Origin of the sequence: Streptomyces sp. x-80 (assembly GCF_046549095.1) — a bacterium.
Classification (GTDB): Bacteria; Actinomycetota; Actinomycetes; order Streptomycetales; family Streptomycetaceae; genus Streptomyces; species Streptomyces celluloflavus.
This window is the reverse complement of record NZ_JAJPWM010000003.1, coordinates 95858-114572: the sequence shown is the minus strand read 5'-3', so window position 1 is coordinate 114572 and position 18715 is coordinate 95858. Positions and strand designations below refer to the sequence as shown.

The following is an 18715-nucleotide window of genomic DNA, read 5'->3' as shown; positions in this document are numbered from 1 at the left end:
GCCGGAATACTCGCACCGAGTGCGTCAGTATTCAGCGAATTCGCATCACCACGATACGCAATCCATTCCTCCGATTACACCCTCCTGCGTGAAAAGCTGCACGATGCTAGCACTCCACTAACTCGACATCAAGATCCATTGGCACCGATCGGTCATTGTGCGGTCACCGGCCGAACCGGAAGGATGCAATCCCCAGATCCGCTATTCGTCAGCCGCGCGGTGGCGCCCGGTTCGATTCAGACGCCACCACACGAAAGGGACAGATGACTTTCAGGCGGCCGGGAACCCGGACTGACCGATGCGCCGTGCGAGGACAATCTTGTGCATCGGTGCGTCCAGGACCGCCGCCCGCTCCAGACCGGCCGCCGCCAACCATCGGTCACACGTCGCCAGTGAATGCGCGTCGCCGCCGCCGGTCGCGAGCATGGACGCGGCGAACAGCATCGCGAAGCGACTCTGCGGTGCTTCCTCATCAGGAATCACCACTTGGTCCGCGATGCAGACGAGCCCATCCCCGGAAAGCGCGTTGGCTGCCGCCTGCAACAATTTCTGCCCGGACTCCTCGGTCTGCAAGTGGATCATGTTGTTGAGCAAAATCAGGTCGGCGTCCTCCCCCCAGCCTCCTTGCCAGATGTCCCGGACCACGCCACTGAACCGGTCCTGGACTCCGAGGCGCGCCGCCTGGGCATCGGCCAGCGGCACGATCCGCGGGGCGTCGATCCCCCTTGCCCGCCAGTGCGGGAAGCGTTCGAGAAGCAACTGCCCGTACAGCCCGGTTCCGCAGCCGACATCGAGCAAGGACACCGGTTCGCCGGCCTTCCAGCCGTTCTCGGTCAGGGTGCTGGCGAGCACGTCCACGATCGGTGGCGCCCAGAAGTTGATGCCGGTGACCAGATCCTCGTAATCGGTCTCGGAAATGCCGTTCGCCCGGTCGTCGCCCGACTCGTCGCGCGTACCCCGACGGACCGTTCGGGCCAGGTTGCTCCAGGCGCTCCAGGCGACGTTCCGGTCGTGGGCGATCTTCCCGACCAGGCTGAAGAGCCCTCCCGGCAGAAGGGCTTCGCGATACGCCTCGGGCAGGGCGTACCGGTGCTCGCGTCCGTCCTGCGACTTGGTGACCAGGCCGTAGGCATACAGCGCGTCAAGCATGACGCGGGTGGCCCGCCGGTCGGTGGTACGTGCGGTGGCGACGTCGTCCACCGAGCGTGGCCCTGTGGCGAGTTCGGCGAAGAAGCCCAGGTCGTGGGCGGCCTCTATGATGGCCGGCGCCCAGAGCGACACCAAGTGCTCGTACACCTGGTGCGCCGCGCGGATCTTCGATGCGCCGGTTCCGTCCGCGGACAGCTTGGAGTAGTCGACGAGCGGTCGGATGCTGTCGTCTTCCCTGAAGGACATGCCGCCGACGTGGCGTGCCCCGTCGGACCGGGCGGCGGCGGACAGGGGTGAGACAGAAGGTGATGCGGTCATGACGGACTCCTTCTCGGAAGGTGTGTGAGCGCTTCTCGAACACGGCGCAGCAAGGAGGGCGCGAGGTGATCGCGTCAGCAGTGGCGCAACAGCAGCGTCGGGCATTCCACACAGTCGGCAACGAATCTCAGGAAGCCGCCCGCCTCCGCCCCGTCGCACACCCGGTGGTCGAAGGTGAAGGACAGTTGCACGACCTGGCGGACCGCCAGCCCGCCCTCATGGACCCAGGGTCTGGCCGTGACACGGCCGGCACCCAGCATCGCGGCCTGTGGGTGATCAAGGATCGGGGTGGCGCCATCGGCGCCGAACACCCCGTAGTTGTTGAGGGTGAACGTGCCGCCGGTCAGGTCAGTGGGGCGCAGCGCCCCGTCGCGGGCGGCCGCGGTGAGTCGGCTCAGTTCGGCGGCCAGTCCGCCGGTGGACATCCGGTCCGCTCCGCGTACGACGGGCACCACGAGTCCACGGGCCGACTGGGCGGCGAAGCCCAGGTTGACCTCCGGCAGCCGTACGATCTCACCCGCCCGGGTATCCACCCGGGAGTTGAACTGCGGGAACCGGCCCAGCGCCGCAACGGATATCCGCGCCAGCAGGGCCAGCAGACCGAGCCGCGGTCCAGGGACCTGAGCGAGTTGTTCCCGTGCCGCGAGCAGGGCCGTGGCATCGGCATCCACCCAGCACGTGACGTGCGGGATCTCGCGGCGGCTGCGGCTGAATTTCTCCGCCGCGGCCGCGCGCACTCCCCGCAGGGGCGTGCGCCGCTCCGCTGCCGGCCCGGCCGGTGCCCGCGCGCTCTCGTCCTCCCGTGCCTGGATCGCCGACTCGACGTCGGAGCGCAGGATCAGGCCCTCGGGCCCGCTGCCGCGCAGCGTCGTCAGGTCGATGTCCTGCGTTCGGGCCAGCCGCCGCACGACGGGTGACAGCACCGGGGGCGACGTCCCGGGCCCGGCAGCCCCCGGCGCGGCAGCCACGGATGCCGACGGTCCAAGGGCTCTGGAGGTACGGCGGCGGCGTACCCTGCCCGAGGTCCCGTAGCCGACCAGGACCTGGCCGGAAGCTTCCTCGGCGTCGGTCTCGGAGGCCGGTCCGGGAGCGGCGGGTTCCTCGACGGCCACGCGGATCAGGGCCGCCCCGACCGCGACGGACCCGCCTTCGGGAACGCACAGTTCGGACACCACGCCCCCGTACGGGCACGGCACCTCCACCGTGGCCTTGGCCGTTTCCACCTCGATGACCGGCTGGTCCACGGCGACCAGGTCGCCGGTCCTCACCAGCCACTTCACCACGTCCGCCGCGACCAGGCCCTCGCCGAGGTCGGGCAGCCGGAACTCACGCATCGACGGCATGACGCCCCATTCCGCGCGTGCCGGCGGCTGGGCCGTCGCCCCACTGCAATCTCTCGACGGCATCGAGAATCCGGTCCACGCTCGGGAGGTGGTAGCTCTCCAGCATCGGTGGCGGATAGGGGATGTCCAGCCCCGTCACCCGCAGTACGGGAGCCTCCAACTGGTGGAAGCACCGCTCGGTGACACGAGCGGCGATCTCCGCTCCCGCTCCGGCGAATCCAGCCGCTTCATGGACGACGACCACCCGTCCGGTCTTCCTCGCCGACGCGCAAGCAGTGGCGTCGTCGAACGGCACCAGGGAGCGCATATCGACGACTTCCAGTTCCCATCCCTCGGCAAGGGCCGCGTCGGCGGCTTCCAGGCACACCGGGAGGGCAGGCCCGTAGGTGATCAGCGTGGCGGAGCGGCCCTTGCGGCGCACCATGGCCTTGCCGTGCGGCGGCACCTGCTCGGGCCGGTCCGCCGACCACTCCGCCTTGGACCAGTAGAGCCGCTTGGGCTCCAGGAAGACGACCGGGTCGTCGGCGGCGATCGCCGCGCGCAGCAGACCGTAGGAGTCCGCGACCGTGGCGGGAGTGACGACCTGAAGCCCCGGCGTGTGCATGTAGTACGCCTCGGAGGAATCGCTGTGGTGCTCGACTCCGCCGATGCCTCCGCCGTAGGGAATGCGAATGGTGATCGGCAGTGGCAGCCGCCCGCGCGTGCGGTTGCGCATACGGGCCACATGGCTGACCACTTGCTCGAACGCCGGGTAGGCGAATGCGTCGAACTGCATCTCCACCACAGGCCGCATCCCGTACATGGCCATGCCGACAGCGGATCCCAGGATTCCCGACTCCGCGAGCGGCGTGTCGGCGCAACGCGCGCCCCCGAATTCCGCGGCCAGGCCGTCGGTCACCCGGAAGACACCGCCGAGGGCGCCCACGTCCTCGCCCAGTATGCGGACCTTCGGGTCCTCCCTGAGAGCGTCTCTGAGAGCCGCGTTGAGGGCCTGCCCCATACTGCTCTTCGTCATCGGTGTGTTCCTTCGCCGGCGCTTGCCTCGCTCGACAACTCCGCGGCCAATACCTCGCGCTGTTCCAGGAGTTGCGGGGTCGGCTCGGCGAAGACGTGCCGGAAGAGGTCCATCGGGTCGAGGTCGGGCTCGGTGCCCAGTTGGTCCCGCAGCAGGGCTGCCAGTCCGTCCGCCTCGGCGCGAGCGGCTTCGCGCACGGCCTCGTCGAGCAGTCCCAGCCGTTGGAGTTCACGCTCCATCAGGAGGATCGGGTCGTGTCGACGCCACTGCTCGACCTCGGAATCCGGGCGGTAGCGCGTGGCGTCGTCCGCATTGGTATGCGCATCGATGCGGTAGGTCAGCGCTTCGACGAGCGTGGGCCCTCCCCCGCGCCGGGCTCGCTCCACCGCCGCGGTGAGCGCGGTGTGCACGGCGAGGACGTCATTTCCGTCGACCAGTGTGGACGGCACCCCGTAGCCGACTCCCTTGTGGGCCAACGAAGGTGCGGCGGACTGCTTGGGGAGTGGTACGGAGATGGCGTAACCGTTGTTCTGCACGAGGAAGACCACAGGTGCCTGCCAGACCGCGGCGAAGTTCATCCCTTCATGGAAGTCTCCCTCGCTGGTCCCCCCGTCGCCGGTGAGCGCCAGGGCGACCACCTCGTCTCCGCTGAGGCGGGCGGCGTGGGCGAGTCCCACCGCGTGTGGCAGATGCGTCGCCAGCGGTGTGCACAGGGGAGCCACTCGCACCTCGCGTGGGTCGTAGCCGTTGTGCCAATCGCCGCGCATGAGCCCGAGAACCTGTATCGGGTCGATGCCTCGCGCCATGACGGCGAGCGCGTCGCGGTAGGTGGGGAAGAGCCAGTCCCGCGGTTGCAGCACCCGGGCCGCGGCGACCTGGCAGGCTTCCTGCCCCGTACTGGACGGGTATCCGGCCATTCGGCCCTGCCGTGTCAGCGTGGTCACCTGCTCGTTGAAACGCCGGCCGACCACCAACTGGCGGTGCAGGGACACCAGGAGGGCAGGATCTGCCTCGGCGGCCTGCTCGGTGCCCAGAATGCGCAGCGGTTCGACCGGGGGCAGTAGCGCGTCTCGCACGTCTGTCGTCACGCCATCGGTCTCTCGTGGGTGAGAGGCGGTCTGGAGTTGCATCATTACGGGCTCTCCGAAGGGCTCGGCGCAGTCGGCCGAGGCATCACCTGCCGCAGCCGTGCGCTGTTTCCGGAACAACTTCGCGCCAGGGGAAGGGGAGCCGTCTGATCCGATCTTGAAGAAGCGTTCCCCCGGGCCGGCACTGACGTATCAGCAGACTGCCAGCCGCCGCGTGGGCAACACGCTCAAAGTTGAGCATTTCCGCATGGCTCAAACGAGTCCTGCACCACCACAGAAGTTGTCAATTCTGGCTACTTTCGCGAAATCTACTGACCCGTCGGCGAACCGGTCCGCGTCGTGACCACACACAAGGGGCCTTGGTGGCGAAACCCACCAAGGCCCCTTGCACGGCGTTTCCCGCCTGATCGCCGTGGCGCTCAGGCGTCCACCGGCACCCCCTCGCCCGCGGCCGACTTGGCGCCGGCCCCCTTCCTCGCCCTGACGACAAAGCCCAGGGCGATCAGGAGACTCACGGCCGCCACCCCGGCCAGCGCCATGAAGCCCCGGCCGTATCCGGCGGCCATCGCCTCGCGTAGACCTTGGCCGTCGGCCACCTGCGACTTGGTATGCGCGGCGGCCAAGGTCACGACCGTGGCCATGCCCAGTGCGGCTCCCACCTGGAGGAGGGTGTTGAGGAAGCCCGAAGCCAGTCCCGACTCGGACTCCTGGACCTGCGTCACACCCATGGTGGTGAGTGAGACGAAGCAGGCGGGCAGACCGAATCCGATGACTGCCGTCCCCGGCAGCAGGACGGTGAAGTACGAACCGCTGGTGGGCAGGTCCACGAGAAGCAGCGATCCGGCCAAGAGCAGCACGGTGCCCAGCAGATAGGTGCGCTCCAGCCCGAGTACCTTGAGGACCGCCGGAATGGCGAAGGCCATCAGCGTCGACGTCACGCCCATGCCGAGCATCCCGAGACCGGCTGCCATCGGGCTGTAGCCGAGTACCTCCTGCTCGTAGACGCTGATCATGTAGAAAACAGTGATCATGAGTCCCGAGGCAAGCAGCAGCCCGACGCCGCTGACGGTGAACCTGCCGATTGCCAGCAGGCGCAGCGGCATCAGCGCATCGGTGGTGCGCAGCTGCACCACCGCGAAAATCGCGAAGATCACGATCGCCCCGGTGATCGAGCCCAGGGTGACCATCGAGGTCCAGCCACGGTCGGCCGCCCCGATCAGCCCGTAGGTCAGCAACAGCAGTGCAGCGACGGCGAGTACGGCCCCCGGCAGGTCGAAGCGGGGGCGGGTGCCACCGGTTCCGGGCCGCAGCGGCGGCACGAACTTCAGCGCGGCGACAAGGGTGAGGATCCCGATGGGAACGTTCAGCCAGAACGCCCATCGCCAGTCCGCCCAGCCCACCATGGCGCCGCCGGCGACGACGCCGATGGTGCCGCCGATCACCCCGAGGCCACTCCAGACCGTCAGGGCGACCCCCCGCTCTTTCGGCTCCCGGAACACCGACACCACGATCGACAGGGCGGCGGCCGACAGCGGCGCGGCGCCGATGCCTTGCAGTGCCCGCTCGCCCACGAGGACACCGGCCGAGTTGGCCAGACCGCAGGCGGCCGAGGCAAGTGTGAAGACGATCAGCCCCACCATGAAGGCCCGCCGTCGGCCCAGGATGTCCGCGGCTCGGCCACCCAGCAGAAGCAGGCTGCCGAACAGCAGGATGTAGGCGTTCATCACCCACTGGAGACTGCTCGTGGAGGCATCGAGGTCACGCTGGATGGAGGGTAACGCGACGTTCACGATGGTCGAATCCAAGAGCACGATGAACTGTGCCGCTCCCACCACGGCGAGGATCAGCCAGCGCCGCGGATAGCTCTCAGCGGCTGCCGTCTCCGGTAATCCGTCCGTTGGTTCAGCCATCAAGTGCCGTCCCTTCCAAGCCAGTTGGTGCGCAGGTCACTATGGTGAACAGCACGGTAGATTCATGCGCACGCATGGTCAAGCTGAGTTAGGATGGCCCGATGCCGAACTCCTCCGATCTGGACGCCTGGGCCGGACTGTCGCTGGCCTACCACCATGTGTCAGAGCAGCTCGACAGCACGCTCAGGCAGCGCCATGAGCTGTGCATCAGCTGGTTCGAAGTGCTCACGCAACTCGCCGCCCAGCCACATGGCATCCGCGTCTCGGAGCTGACGGCGAAGGTCACCCTCAGCCAGCCACGGGTCTCCCGGATCGTGCATTCCCTGGAGAACCGTGGTCTGGCCACGCGCGCCTCGGCGCCCACCGATGCCCGGGGTACGCAGGTCCAGATCACTCCGGTCGGCCGTGAGGCGTACGAGCGGGCCCGCCGGACGAGCGAAGAGATTCTGCGCCGAGCCCTGCTCGACCGGCTGGCCGCCGAACAGCGCGATGCGCTGCGCGTCATCGGAACGGTCCTGCGCACACTCGAACCGACAGCCGGTACCACTGCGGTCTCCGCCGACTGAACGCCCCTCAGGGGGACGGCCGCGAGCCGGACGGACACCGCGGCGGAGTCACAGGATCGAGGCGCAGACCCGGGTTCCGTGACTGCGCAGGACCCGGGACGGACGCAGGTCGGTCACTGCGAAGCATCTCCGCAGCCAGCGGTCCCGGCCGTCGTACCTGGGCCGGAAACCGGTTCGCCCGTGCACCGCGATCCGGTTGTCGACGATGATCATGTCCCCCGGCGCCAGTACCACTCCTGTGAGCTCGGCCTTCATGGCCGTGTGGAGAAGCTCCAGCGCCTGCCCGCTCTCCGCTGTGATGCCTTCCATCGCATGGAAGTCGACACACAGATCGGGATCGTCCGGTGGCCCGGTCAGCGCGGCGATGGCGGGTGTATAGCGTGCCGGGCCGTCACCGACGAAAGAGCTGCTGTACCGGATGCGGAACAGCGGCTGGCTCAGCAGCCGGCGGCACCGGTCCGGCAGATGGCCGAGAACACTGCGGATCGAGGCGGCGACCGTGCCGGCCACCTGCTCGTGGTCGCCGCGCAGGCAGTACAGGCTGAGGAAGTCCGGCTTGAACGGATGAAAGCCGTCCTCCGTGTGCAGTTCGAGCAGTTGGCTGCCGGTGTTCTCCTGACGAGCCTCCGCGCCCGGGGCAGGGCAGACGTCCTGGACCAGCCCCCCGCCCTTCTCATCCGCATAGGAGATGGCGTCACCCAGGAAGCTCATCACGCTCAGCTGCGTGAGGGTGCTGATCGCCAGTGCGGGCCAGGAGGGGGCCGAGGGCGAGCCCACGGGTGTGTCCGGCAGGGGCGTGTCCACCGGCAGGCCCCTGATCAGGATCGCCCCTGATCCGCTGTGCGTACGGAACGTGACGAGGCGCGTCAGCAACGGGGCGGGCAGGCTTCGCGCCGCTATCTCGACCGAGGCCAGGAGCCGGGGATCGTCCAAGGAGCTCCGCCGGTGTGCGGCACCGATCCGGCCGGCCTCCCGCACGAAGGCTTCCCGCTCGTGCGGCGCCAGCTCGACGGTGACCTCCGGAGGGATCGAGCGGTACTCCAGTCGTGACGCCCCCTTTCCTGCGTCCCTTTCATTCACTTTTGCCTGAAGAGACCCCATAACAGTCTCTCCCTTCCTCGGTTCAGGTCGGTTTCTTTCCCAGCAATCGCCTCAGCCGGTGCAGTGCGAGTGCCTGCACCATGCGGCGCACCTCCCTGGGGCGGTGCAGCAGCAGGGACGAGTGAGTCGCCGCGGGGCGCACCGCCCTGTGTACGTCAAGTACCACTTCGCTCCGCACTTCTTCTCCGGCCAGCAGCTTCGCCACCATGTGCGAGGAGATGGCCCCGAACAGGAGTGCCGCGTAGGCGACTTGAGGCACGCTGTAGGTGCGGCTCTCCAGATTCGGGCTGAGTTCGGCGAGCATCTCGGTCGGTATCCTCCGCATGGGGACCATGCGGAAGATGAGTTCCCAGGTACTCAGCCGGTCCAGGTCTCCTTCGGTGATGACACCCTTGAACGGCTTGTCGATCTTCCGGTAGTCGAAATGCTGGGCGTACAGTGCGCCGGCCATGTCCCAACCGGTCACCAGCGGCAGTTGCAGCGCGGCCGCTCTCTTGTGCAACTGGAACTTCGCCTGCACACCGGACATCGTCGTGACATCCACGCCGTCGACGATGATCTGGCAGCTCCTGGCGAGCTCAGCCGCATTGGCGGCTGTCACGCCCTCGGTGAAGACGCGTACCTCGGCCTGCGGATTGATCTCCAGGATGCGTTCCGCGGCGACGTCCGCCTTGTTGCGCCCGATGTCCCGGACGGTGGCGTGCTGCCGGTTCAGGTTGTTCAGCTCGTACTCGCCCGAGTCCGCGAGCAGGAAATGCTGTACGCCCATCCGCACCAGCGGCACCACCGCGGCGCCGCCGATCGAGCCGCACCCGGCGATCAGCACGACCGCCGTGCGCAGCACTTCCTGCTGGGCCTCACTGACCACGCCGGCGTTGCGACAGGTCAGCTCGGTATAGAAGTCCGTCGGAGTCGGCGGTGCGATGGGCTCCGGCCCTGTTCTCAGCTCCGTCATCTAGCGTTGCGCCTCCCTGCTGGCCGCGCGCTCCTGCATGAGCGCGCGGATGGACTGGTTGTCGTCCGCATCGGCGAGGAATCCCTCGATGGCTGTCATGTCGTCGGCGAACGTCGTGGGCAGCCGTGCCAGGAACGGCTTGGCGTGTACGTCGGTGTCGAACAGCGGCCACAGCAGGTCCGTCCTGGGCACCCGCGGCGGCGGACCGTGCACGATGTCGACAGCGAGGCCCATCAGCATCAGGTGCTGAAAGGAACCTCCTTCCTTCGCATCACCTGCCACCAGCACCTTGCCGTCGGCGCCGCCAAGAGCGAGCAGCGAGCGGCCCATGCCCGCCATGATGTGCCAGGGGACCCGGGTAGCGAGCACCCCACGTGGCATGTCCGCAGCGCGCAACTGGCGCTTCGCCTCGTAGACGTGGTGCGTGGTCCACGACGGGGCCGCCCAGCGGCCCAAGAGGTCCAGGCCGTGGTCCTGCTCCACCGTCAGCCGGGAGCGCGCCGGGCTGTCCAGGGGCAGCGGCTCCGCGTCCAGCGACCCGGCCAGAAAGGTGTAGCCCAGAATTTTCCCCGTCGTCGTGCTCAGCCCGAGGATGTGCACGTCGTCGACAGGGTGCGGCGGGCGCAGTGGCTCATGGAAGGCTGCCGCCCGGTACAGGAGGGTCGGGCACACCCAGCCGCGGCTCAGGAACTGTGCGAGGCGGAAGCCATGGATGCCCAGGACGTACCGCCGTGGCAGTTGGGACTCCCGCACCGCGAGGGTGAGCAGGTCGCGGTCCCGTGACTCGCTCACGTAGAGAGGCCGTCCGTCGACAGCGCCCGGCAGCCCCGCGAAACTCTGCCGGCCGTTCAGCCTGACGATCTCCTCGGCGAACCGGAGTTCCGTGGGGTCCGCCCGTGGCCCGGCCTCCGCGGCGGTGGGCATCAGTCCACGTCCTCGACCCGGTACAGACCCTCGGTGATCAGGATCGACAGGGCTTCCGGCGTGCCTTCGTAGATGCGGGGCCCGTACGCGTCCCGCAGCACCTTCTCCATGCCGTAGTCCCGGACGAATCCGCGGGCCCCGATCAGCGAGGCCGCGGCGTCCGCGACGTCGATCGCGGTGCGGTCCGCAACCAGCTTCGCCACGGCGGGCTCGTACTCAGGAGCGGGCATTTGGTTGTCGGCCTTGTTCGCGGCGTGGAGGTACAGCAGCCGCGCGGCGTCGACGCTCGCGGTCATCTTCGCGAGCTTGCCCGCAGTGAACTGGTGCTTGTAGAGCAGCTTTCCGCCTTGGACGCGCTCACCGCTCCATGTGATCGCCTTCTGCAACGCGTGGCGGGCGATGCCGGTGGCGATGGCGGCGCAGGTGACCCGGCACATGTTGCTCTGGGCGAGATTGAGGTTCCAGCCGCCGAGCTCGCCGCCGATGACGTTCTCCGCGGGCACGACGGCGTCCTCGAAGACCAACTCGCCGCCCAGGGCTGTCCGGTATCCCATCTTGTCCGCGACCGGTCCCCTGGTGACCCCGGGCTGGTCCAGGTCGACGATGAAGTAGGTGAGGCCGGTGGCGCCAGGGTGGCCCGCCATGTTGGCCGGCACCGAGGCGAAGGTGGCCACCGGAGCGTTGGTGATGAACCGCTTCCGGCCGTTCAGGAGGTAATGGTCGCCTTCCCGGCGGGCCGTGGTCATCGCCTGTGCGTGAATGGCGTTGTCCGGAACGATCAGGTCCGTGCCGACCAGTTCCTCGGTGACCGCGTTGCAGGCGAGGACCGGCTTGTCACCGGTGAACAACGGGAGGTATCGCGCCTGAAGGTGCGGGTCACCGGAGTACAGGATCGGGGCCTGCGCGAGGCCGCTGCCGCCGAAGATGAGCGCGGCGCCCGGGTCCGCGGCTGCCAGCTCCTCCATGACCACAGCCGCCCCGAGCGTTCCCAGCCCGAGGCCACCGAACTGGACCGGTATGCCCATACGCATCAGGCCCAGGTCATGGCCCTGCTGCACCAGGTCCCAGTCCATCTCGTCGTGCGCCGCCTGGTCATTCTTCACAGCGCGGGGAAGAATGACGTGCTGAGCGAAGTCACGGACCTTCTTCCGATATTCTTCGACTTCCGACGGGAGTGTGCCGAAGGCCGGTTCCACCGAAGGTGCGAACGTCGTCACAGTTTTCCTCGTTCCGGGTTGTGATGGACAGGAGTGCGGGCATTTCCGAAGCGGCCGGGACCGCTCGTCCGTGATTCTTCAGCGGCTGTCACTCGTCGATTTTCAGTTCAGCCGCAATCTTCGGGTACAGCTCGAATGACGGGCCGAGAATGTTCATCAGATCGGGCACCGCGGCCATCTTTCCGAAGATGGTCACCTTGCCTCCGGTGAGCGCACTCGCCACCGGGATCCTCCCCAGCCATAGCGCATGCGCTGTGCTGCTGGTCAGCCTCAACGTGTGGGTGGCGGGGCGTTCGGGCTCTTTTCCGATCACCACTCCGTCGGCCGCCAGGGATACGAGGCAGTCGGGCTTTGCGTACCGGAACAACACGACAAGGCCACTGTCCCGCAGGCCGGCCCGGACACTCTCCAGTTCCCAGAGGTCGGCGGCCAGCCTTCCCAGCGCTGCGGCCGCTGCCTGCTCCGACTCGAATACCGACATCTCTCTCCTGGTGTCTGAGATGAAACTCGATCGAGCGCCGACCAAATAGTCGGTCGGTATGCACTGTGCCATGCGACGGCATCCCTGAAGCGCTCAAATCTGAGCACAGAAGAGAACACGCCATGCGGCTCATGCCACGCACCACATGCTCATTTTTGGCTAGTCCCGGAATTTCGCGCACACAACGGAGCGCACCGTCCCGCGGCCTTTTGAGGCCGCGCGATGGTGCGCCGGCGAGAGACGTGTCAGGTGACGTGTCAGGTGTTGCGCAGACCTTGGAAAGCGAGCTGAACGACCGCGTCAGCGAGGTCTGCGCCGGAGACGGCTGCCGGACCGGCCGAGGCGGTGTGCGGGCGATACCAGTCCACCACTGAGTTGATCATCCCGAAGAGGAGCCGGGTGGCGAGTCGCGAATCGACGGCCTCGCTCAGGTCACCGTCCGCCACGGCTTCTTCCAGGAGATCCGAGACTCGACGATCGAACTCCCGTCGGCGGGCGAGTGCCCTCCGTTCGGTACGGGTGTTTCCTCGCACCCTCAACAGCAGGGTCACATAGGGGAGTTCGCTGATCAGCATCCGGACCACGCGGTGCGCCACATACTCCAGCCTGTGCACCGCCCTGCCGTGCTGGGCCCGCGGGTCGTCGAAGACCCGGAAAAGCTCTTCGAGGGCCCGCCCGACCGCGCGTTCCAGCAGTTCTTCCTTGCCGCGCACATGGTGGTAGAGGGACGACTTGGAGATACCCGCCGCGCGGGCGACATCATCCATCGTCGTCCCGTCGTAACCGCGCTCATTGAACACCTCGACCGAGACGGCGAGAAGCGTCTCGACGGTATAGGCGGCGGGTCGGTTCCCCGTGGTCCGGATTCCCGTTCCGGGGGCCGGCCGCACGTCAGCGCTCAGCCGTCGGGCGACCTGCCACCAGCGCCGAGGCGCCGCCGGACGCGGCAACGGCAGGTCGACGATCCACTACGCGGGCGGCCTTCCCCGAGGAACGCCCCAGGCTGCCCGGCGGAAGGATCTCGACCTCCACCGAGATGCCGATCGACTCCTTGACCCGTCGCCGCAGCTCCCCCGCCGGCTCCCCCGCTCCGGCCGCCCCGTCCACGGCCTCGACCCTCAGGACCACCTCGTCCAGTCTGTCGGTCCTGTTCACCTCACACTGATAGTGCGGAGCGAGTCCGCGGACCCGCAGAATCTGCTCCTCGAACTGGGACGGGAAGGTGTTGACGCCCCGCACTGTGATCATGTCGTCGCTGCGCCCGGCGATCTTCTCGATGCGTCGCATGGACCGCGAGGTGCCGGGCAGCAGCCGGGTGAGATCCCGGGTGCGGTACCGGACCACCGGCATCGCCTGTCTGGTCAGTGTCGTCAGGACCAACTCACCGAACTGTCCGTCCGGCAGCGGAGTCCCGTCGACCGGGTCGACTATCTCCGGCAGGAAGTGGTCCTCCCAGAGCACCAGACCGTCCTTGGCCTCCACACATTCACAGGCGACGCCGGGCCCCATCACCTCCGAGAGGCCGTAGAGGTCGGTGGCGTCCATGCCGAAGGTGCTCTCGATCTCGGTACGCATGCTCTCGGTCCACGGTTCCGCACCCAGGAGCCCGTACCGGAGAGAGGAAGCCGCGGGGTCCGTCCCCCTGGCCTTCATCGCGTCGGCAAGCACCAGCAGATAGGAGGGCGTCACCACGACAGCGTCCGGGCGAAAGTCCTCGATCAGCTGCACCTGTCGCTCGGTCATTCCCCCCGAGGCCGGAACCACCGTGCATCCGAGCTGTTCCGCACCGTAGTGCGCCCCCAGCCCGCCGGTGAACAACCCGTACGCACAGGCGATATGCACTGTGTGGCCAGGTCGCACACCACCCGCCCGCAGTGAACGTGCCATGACGGCGGACCAGTTGGAGATGTCCGCACGGTTGTAGCCGACGACGGTGGGACGCCCCGACGTACCGGAGGAGGCATGTAATCGCACGACCTCCCGCCGTGGCACGGCCAGCATGCCGAAGGGGTAGTTCGACCGGAGGTCCTCCTTGCTCGTGAACGGGATCCTGGCCAGGTCCGCGAGCTCACGCACCATCGAAGGGTGAACACCCGCCGCATCGAATACGGAGCGGTAGTGCGGAACACGGGTGTAAGCGTGGTTCAGTGTGCCGCGCAGTCGGTCCAGTTGCAGTGCCTCGATCTCGTCCCGGGACGCATGCTCGATACGGTCCTCGGCGTCCGGCGTCCCCGCCGGGCCGCTCCCGGGCAGTGCTCCGCTCGTCATCCAGCCCCTCCTCGACCCCGCACGGCGGTTCCAGGGGGCCGGCTCACAGGTCGGCCGCTATCGGTACGGGAGGGCCGAGCGTACGCAGCGGTTGCCGCACCGGCTGCTCAATTCAGCGCCTCGCGCCGGCTTGCCCCGACTGCCCCCGCTCGCCCCGGACAGCACGACCGTCTTCGCGGAAAACCATCGCGACGCGACGGCGAGCCAACCCGTGGCACAGCCGCGCACCGATGCGACCCGGATCCGTCCTCGTGGGTGCACGGCGGGCTGGATCACCGCTCTGAACAGAGCCAGAGCGGTGGTGGCGGACGAGACCGGCCTGTACGCCGGGTTCTGTCTCCCCCGGTCCTCGCGGGCCGAGGGGAGGCGGCCATCCATCTAGGGCTGTCGTTGCCGGCAGCCTCGTGCGGTCTACCCGCGGACTCGGGCGGGCAGCCCTCGATCGTCCGCGCAGGGCCGTCGTCCCTTTCGGGATGGCGGCCCCTCTTGACCTTGCTCCGGGTGGGGTTTACCTAGCCCTCCGAGTCACCTCGGAGGCTGGTGGTCTCTTACACCACCGTTTCACCCTTACCGAGACCTTGCGGTCCCGGCGGTCTGTTTTCTGTGGCACTGTCCCGCGGGTCACCCCGGGTGGGCGTTACCCACCACCCTGCCCTGTGGAGCCCGGACGTTCCTCGGGAGGATCGCAAGATCCCCACGCGGCCGCCCGGCCGGCTCGTCCGCCGTGCCGACCATGCTACCTGTACGGACGGGGGCGGGGACCGACGGGCGGACAGGCATCCGCGCAGGCCGGGGGCGCGGCCCGGAACGCGGCCCCGGCCCGGGTCCCGGGCCGCGCCCCGAGCCTTGACCTTGTCGTTGCGTCAACGTTTCTACTGGCCCCATGAGGATCGGAGAACTCGCGGCGCTGGTCGGGGTCAGCACCCGTACCGTGCGCCACTACCACCACCTGGGGCTGCTGCCGGAGCCGGCGCGGCGGGCCAATGGCTACCGGGAGTACGGCATACGGGACGCGGCGGCGCTCGCGCGGGTGCGGCGGCTGACGGAGCTGGGGCTCTGCCTGGAGGAGGTCCGGGACGTCCTGGCCCACGACGCCGGGCGGGAGCTGCGGGACGTGCTCGTCGAGCTGGACGCGGACCTGGCGCGGCAGGAGGAGGCGATCCGGGCCCGCCGGGTGCGGCTGGGGGCGCTGTTGCGGCAGGCGGACGAGCACGGCGGGCTGCCGGACGAGGGGCCCGTGTCGGAGCAGCTGGCCGAGCTGTTCGCGGAGATGGCGCGCGCCTCGGCCACGCTGCCGGGGCCGGAACCCGCGATGGCCGCGAAGGAGCGCGAGGCACTGGCGCTGCTGGAGACCACCACGGGCCCCGGGGAGTGGGAGCGGCTGCTGGCGACGGTGCGGGAGGCGATTGCGGGGCCGGGCGCCATGGAGCGCGCGTACGAGGTGTACGCGCTGTTCGACGGGCTGGCGGACGTGGCGCCGGGGGATCCACGGGTGGCCGAGGTGGCGCGGGCACTGGCGGACTGCCTGCCGCAGCGCCTGGTGGCCGAGGGCGCGGGGGAAATGGAGAGCGCCATGGAGCGGGAGTGGCCGGGCGGGACGGCGTGCGACGACGGGGGCGGCGCGGCGGGGGTCGCGGAGGCGGTCTTCGCGGATCTCGCACCGGCACAGACGGCGGCGGTACGGCGGGCGATCCGACTGATCGTGGAGAGGGAGCGGGAGAAGGAGGAAGGGGAGGAGAGGGAGGAGAGCGGGGGGAGTCAGGGGAGCACGGAGAAGGGGGCGAGGGAGCTGTGAGTGGCGGGGTGGGAGTGGGCGTGGGGACACCACCGGGTGTCGTGGAGCGGGTACGGCGGCTGGGCGGGCATGAGGCGCGGTGGCTGGTGAGCCTGGGATGGTGGGTGGCACGGCGGCGGATCGGGGTGGCGGCGGGTGACCGGGCCTTCGGGTACGCGGCGGCCCAGGCGGCGCTGGTGTACGGGCTGACGTTCGTGTGCGCGGTCGAGACGGTCGGGCTCGCCGTGCTGCTCAGGGGCCATCCGGTGGCACACGGGGTGATGCTGGTCCTCGATGTCTATGTGCTGCTGATGATGCTGGGGATGCAGGCCGCGGCCGTCACCCGGCCGCATGTCCTGGGGAGCGAGGTGCTGTGGCTGCGCGATGCCGCCCGGATGGAGATACGGATACCGCTGGAGCGGATCGTCTCCGTCCGCTACGACCTGCGGTCCGCACCGGCGGGGAGCGAGAGCAAGAGCGGGGGGAGGAGCGGGAGCGAGGTGACGGGGGAGGTACGGGAAAGGCGCGGGTCGTCGGAGGTGCTGGCGTTCGCGGTGGGCGGGCAGACGTCGGTGACCGTTGAGCTGCGCGAACCGGTCGCGGCCGTACGGCTGTCGGGGCAGCGGCCGGCGGTGCATACGGTGCGGTTCCATGCCGATGACGCGCGGGGCATGGTCGCGGCCGTGCGCACGGCGGTGGCGGCGCTGGACGAGGGCAGGACGCGGGCCGACCGGACGTGAGCCGGCCGGACGTGAGCCGGCCGGTTGCGGAAGCCCGGCCGGGCGCCAGCGGACGGGGCATAGGACGCGGCATGAGCGGACAGGGCGCATGCGGTCGGGACGCGAGTGGACGGGACGTATGCGGACGGTGCATGAGCGGACCCGCGAGCGGAGCCCGGCCCGTCCCAGCTCCCACGTCGTTCTCCTCCCCCTCCCCTTTAACCGGCCAGGTCCCGTCCCGGTTTAACCGGCCAGGTCCGGTCCCGGCCCGTCAGCCCCGTACCTGCTCCACACCGGCCCCGTAGCCCCCACACCCCCTACACAGGTGTGAACCGGACCGGTTCGTGGCCCGGTTCGGCGGTGGTGAGGCGGACCCGGATGCGGTGGCCGAGGGGGAGCCCGGGGCCGTCGGGGGTGGTCTCGATATGGCCGATGACAGCCGGTTCGTACAGGTGGACGGTGCCCTGGGTGGGGTTCTGTTCCTGGATCTCCACGACCAGTGCCTCGAAGATCTCGCCGACCCGGTCGCGCAGCAGGGCCGCCTCGACGAGATCGACGCAGGCCCGCTCGACCTGGTTGGCGCGGTGGGTGCCGGTCTGCATCTCCTGGGGGAGGGTGGGCAGCGCACCTCGGACCCAGTCGGGCGGGTCCGTACCGGCGGAGGCGGCCAGGCACAGTTCGGACGTGTAGCGGTCGACGAGCCGCCGCAGCGGCGCGGTGGTGTGCGCGTACGGGGCGGCGACGGCGGCGTGCAGGGCGTGGGCGGCGGCCGGGGCGGTGCCGTCGAAGACGGTGTAGCCGGCGCCGCGCAGCAGGGTGGTGCATTCCTGGAGGAAGGCGGCGTGGGTGGCGCGGCGCGGGTCGAGGGTGCGGATGAGGGCGGCGTACGAGGTGTGGTGGGGCCAGTCGACGCCGAGGGCGCGGGCGGTCAGCCGCAGCCGGGCGACCGAGCCGTCCGGGGCGGTGGGCAGCGTACGCAGGATGCCGGTGCCGGAGGTGAGCATCAGGTCGGCGGCGGCCATGCCGGTGAGCAGGGAGATCTGGGCGTTCCAGCCGTCGGCGGGGAGCGGGGCGCGGTATTCGAGGGTGTAGCGGCCGTCGTGCTCGACGATTTCCTGCTCGGGGACGTGGAGGGAGATCGCGCCCCGGGCGATCTCGCGTTCCTCGCGGAGCAGCCCGATGTCGCGGAGCAGGGCGAGCGGTTCCTCGGCCGTCCGGTCGTCGATGACGTGCTGGACGCCGGCGTAGTGGAGCCGGGCGCGGGAGCGGACCAGTGCGCGGCGGACGGAGGCGGCGGTCAGCGCGCCGTGCGCGTCCAGGTCGAGTTCCCACAGGACGGCCGGGCGGTCCTGGTCGGGCAGCAGGCTGGCGGCGCCCTCGCCCAGGGCGTGCGGATGCAGCGGAACCCGCTCGTCGGGGAAGTAGAGGGTGGTCACACGGTGGTGCGCCTCGGCGTCCAGGGCGCCGCCCGGTGTCACGAAGGAGGCGATATCGGCGATGGCGTAGTGGACGCGGAAGCCGCCGCCACGGCGCCGGGACAGGAACATCGCCTGGTCGAGGTCGAGGGAGCCGGGCGGGTCGATGGTGAAGAGGGGGAGGTCGGTGGCGTCCTCCAGGCTGTGCTCGGTCACCACGTTGCCGCCGGGGGCGGGGATGCGCGGGGCGCGTGCGGCGCTCTCCGCCTCGGCCTGCGCCGTCAGCGGGAAGTGCTCCGGGATCTCCAGCTGTCCGCGCAGCTCACGCAGCGCGGCACGCAGCGGGGCCTCGGCTGCATCGGTCACATGCATATGGCGACGGGGCATGAAACCGAGCGTATGGCGGCCGGGCGCTCCCGGCGCGGCGTACGGTCCGGGGCGGTGCGCCGTGCCCGTCTCCGTACCGTTCGTG

At 69.2% G+C, this 18715-nt stretch carries 16 protein-coding genes and 1 other RNA gene; 3 read left to right on the top strand and 14 right to left on the bottom strand.

The genetic code is table 11. The annotated features are described in order from the left end of the window. Positions 1 to 270 precede the first annotated feature (270 nt). The 5 genes from ACLJWH_RS06065 to ACLJWH_RS06045 form a co-directional block, all read right to left on the bottom strand. Positions 271 to 1467: a methyltransferase gene (locus tag ACLJWH_RS06065; protein ID WP_411140537.1), complete on the bottom strand. Its 1197-nt coding sequence runs from the start codon at positions 1465 to 1467 to the stop codon at positions 271 to 273. A gap of 74 nt (positions 1468 to 1541) precedes the next feature. Then, positions 1542 to 2810, bottom strand: a complete 1269-nt coding sequence (locus tag ACLJWH_RS06060) for a dihydrolipoamide acetyltransferase family protein (protein ID WP_411140536.1) — start codon at positions 2808 to 2810, stop codon at positions 1542 to 1544. Beyond that, the gene (locus ACLJWH_RS06055) at positions 2794 to 3825 is read right to left on the bottom strand and encodes an alpha-ketoacid dehydrogenase subunit beta (protein WP_411140535.1); all 1032 of its coding nucleotides are present in this window, start codon (positions 3823 to 3825) and stop codon (positions 2794 to 2796) included. Before ACLJWH_RS06055 ends, ACLJWH_RS06060 begins: the two co-directional genes overlap by 17 nt. After that, positions 3822 to 4913, bottom strand: a complete 1092-nt coding sequence (locus tag ACLJWH_RS06050; protein ID WP_411140534.1) for a thiamine pyrophosphate-dependent dehydrogenase E1 component subunit alpha — start codon at positions 4911 to 4913, stop codon at positions 3822 to 3824. Before ACLJWH_RS06050 ends, ACLJWH_RS06055 begins: the two co-directional genes overlap by 4 nt. Before the next feature lie 419 nt (positions 4914 to 5332). Next, positions 5333 to 6823 carry an MFS transporter gene (locus ACLJWH_RS06045; RefSeq protein ID WP_411140533.1) on the bottom strand — a complete coding sequence of 497 codons (1491 nt, stop codon included), beginning with the start codon at positions 6821 to 6823 and terminating at the stop codon, positions 5333 to 5335. A 101-nt stretch (positions 6824 to 6924) separates the two neighbouring features. On the opposite strand from ACLJWH_RS06045, the gene ACLJWH_RS06040 reads away from it, so the two are divergent. Continuing rightward, the gene (locus tag ACLJWH_RS06040; RefSeq protein WP_411140532.1) at positions 6925 to 7389 is read left to right on the top strand and encodes a MarR family winged helix-turn-helix transcriptional regulator; all 465 of its coding nucleotides are present in this window, start codon (positions 6925 to 6927) and stop codon (positions 7387 to 7389) included. Between the two features lie 48 nt (positions 7390 to 7437). Here the strand turns inward: ACLJWH_RS06040 and ACLJWH_RS06035 are convergent, their stop codons facing one another. From ACLJWH_RS06035 to rnpB, 8 genes are all read right to left on the bottom strand, one after another. Then, complete coding sequence (locus ACLJWH_RS06035) at positions 7438 to 8469, bottom strand: TauD/TfdA family dioxygenase (RefSeq protein WP_411140531.1); 1032 nt, start codon at positions 8467 to 8469, stop codon at positions 7438 to 7440. Between the two features lie 43 nt (positions 8470 to 8512). Continuing rightward, entirely contained in the window at positions 8513 to 9445 is a 933-nt protein-coding gene (locus ACLJWH_RS06030) for a HesA/MoeB/ThiF family protein (protein WP_411140530.1), read from the bottom strand. After that, on the bottom strand, positions 9446 to 10369 hold the full coding sequence (locus ACLJWH_RS06025) for a hypothetical protein (protein ID WP_411140529.1): 924 nt from the start codon (positions 10367 to 10369) through the stop codon (positions 9446 to 9448). After that, positions 10369 to 11565 (bottom strand): acyl-CoA dehydrogenase family protein, encoded by a 1197-nt coding sequence (locus tag ACLJWH_RS06020; protein ID WP_411140879.1) that lies wholly within the window; start codon positions 11563 to 11565, stop codon positions 10369 to 10371. Before ACLJWH_RS06020 ends, ACLJWH_RS06025 begins: the two co-directional genes overlap by 1 nt. A gap of 109 nt (positions 11566 to 11674) precedes the next feature. Next, positions 11675 to 12067 carry a hypothetical protein gene (locus ACLJWH_RS06015; protein WP_411140528.1) on the bottom strand — a complete coding sequence of 131 codons (393 nt, stop codon included), beginning with the start codon at positions 12065 to 12067 and terminating at the stop codon, positions 11675 to 11677. Between the two features lie 257 nt (positions 12068 to 12324). Beyond that, positions 12325 to 12957 carry a TetR/AcrR family transcriptional regulator gene (locus ACLJWH_RS06010; protein WP_411140527.1) on the bottom strand — a complete coding sequence of 211 codons (633 nt, stop codon included), beginning with the start codon at positions 12955 to 12957 and terminating at the stop codon, positions 12325 to 12327. A gap of 1 nt (position 12958) precedes the next feature. After that, a complete protein-coding gene (locus tag ACLJWH_RS06005; RefSeq protein WP_411140526.1) occupies positions 12959 to 14335 on the bottom strand; it encodes an AMP-binding protein in 1377 nt (458 codons plus the stop codon). A gap of 305 nt (positions 14336 to 14640) precedes the next feature. Then, an RNA gene (gene rnpB, locus ACLJWH_RS06000) (RNase P RNA component class A) lies at positions 14641 to 15053 on the bottom strand. Between the two features lie 165 nt (positions 15054 to 15218). Here rnpB and ACLJWH_RS05995 point away from each other — a divergent pair. Both ACLJWH_RS05995 and ACLJWH_RS05990 read left to right on the top strand, forming a co-directional pair. After that, positions 15219 to 16130: a MerR family transcriptional regulator gene (locus ACLJWH_RS05995; RefSeq protein ID WP_411140525.1), complete on the top strand. Its 912-nt coding sequence runs from the start codon at positions 15219 to 15221 to the stop codon at positions 16128 to 16130. Between the two features lie 20 nt (positions 16131 to 16150). Continuing rightward, complete coding sequence (locus ACLJWH_RS05990) at positions 16151 to 16849, top strand: hypothetical protein (protein ID WP_411140524.1); 699 nt, start codon at positions 16151 to 16153, stop codon at positions 16847 to 16849. A 296-nt stretch (positions 16850 to 17145) separates the two neighbouring features. Here ACLJWH_RS05990 and ACLJWH_RS05985 read toward each other — a convergent pair whose 3' ends face one another. After that, a complete protein-coding gene (locus ACLJWH_RS05985; protein ID WP_411140523.1) occupies positions 17146 to 18630 on the bottom strand; it encodes an RNB domain-containing ribonuclease in 1485 nt (494 codons plus the stop codon). Positions 18631 to 18715 lie beyond the last annotated feature (85 nt).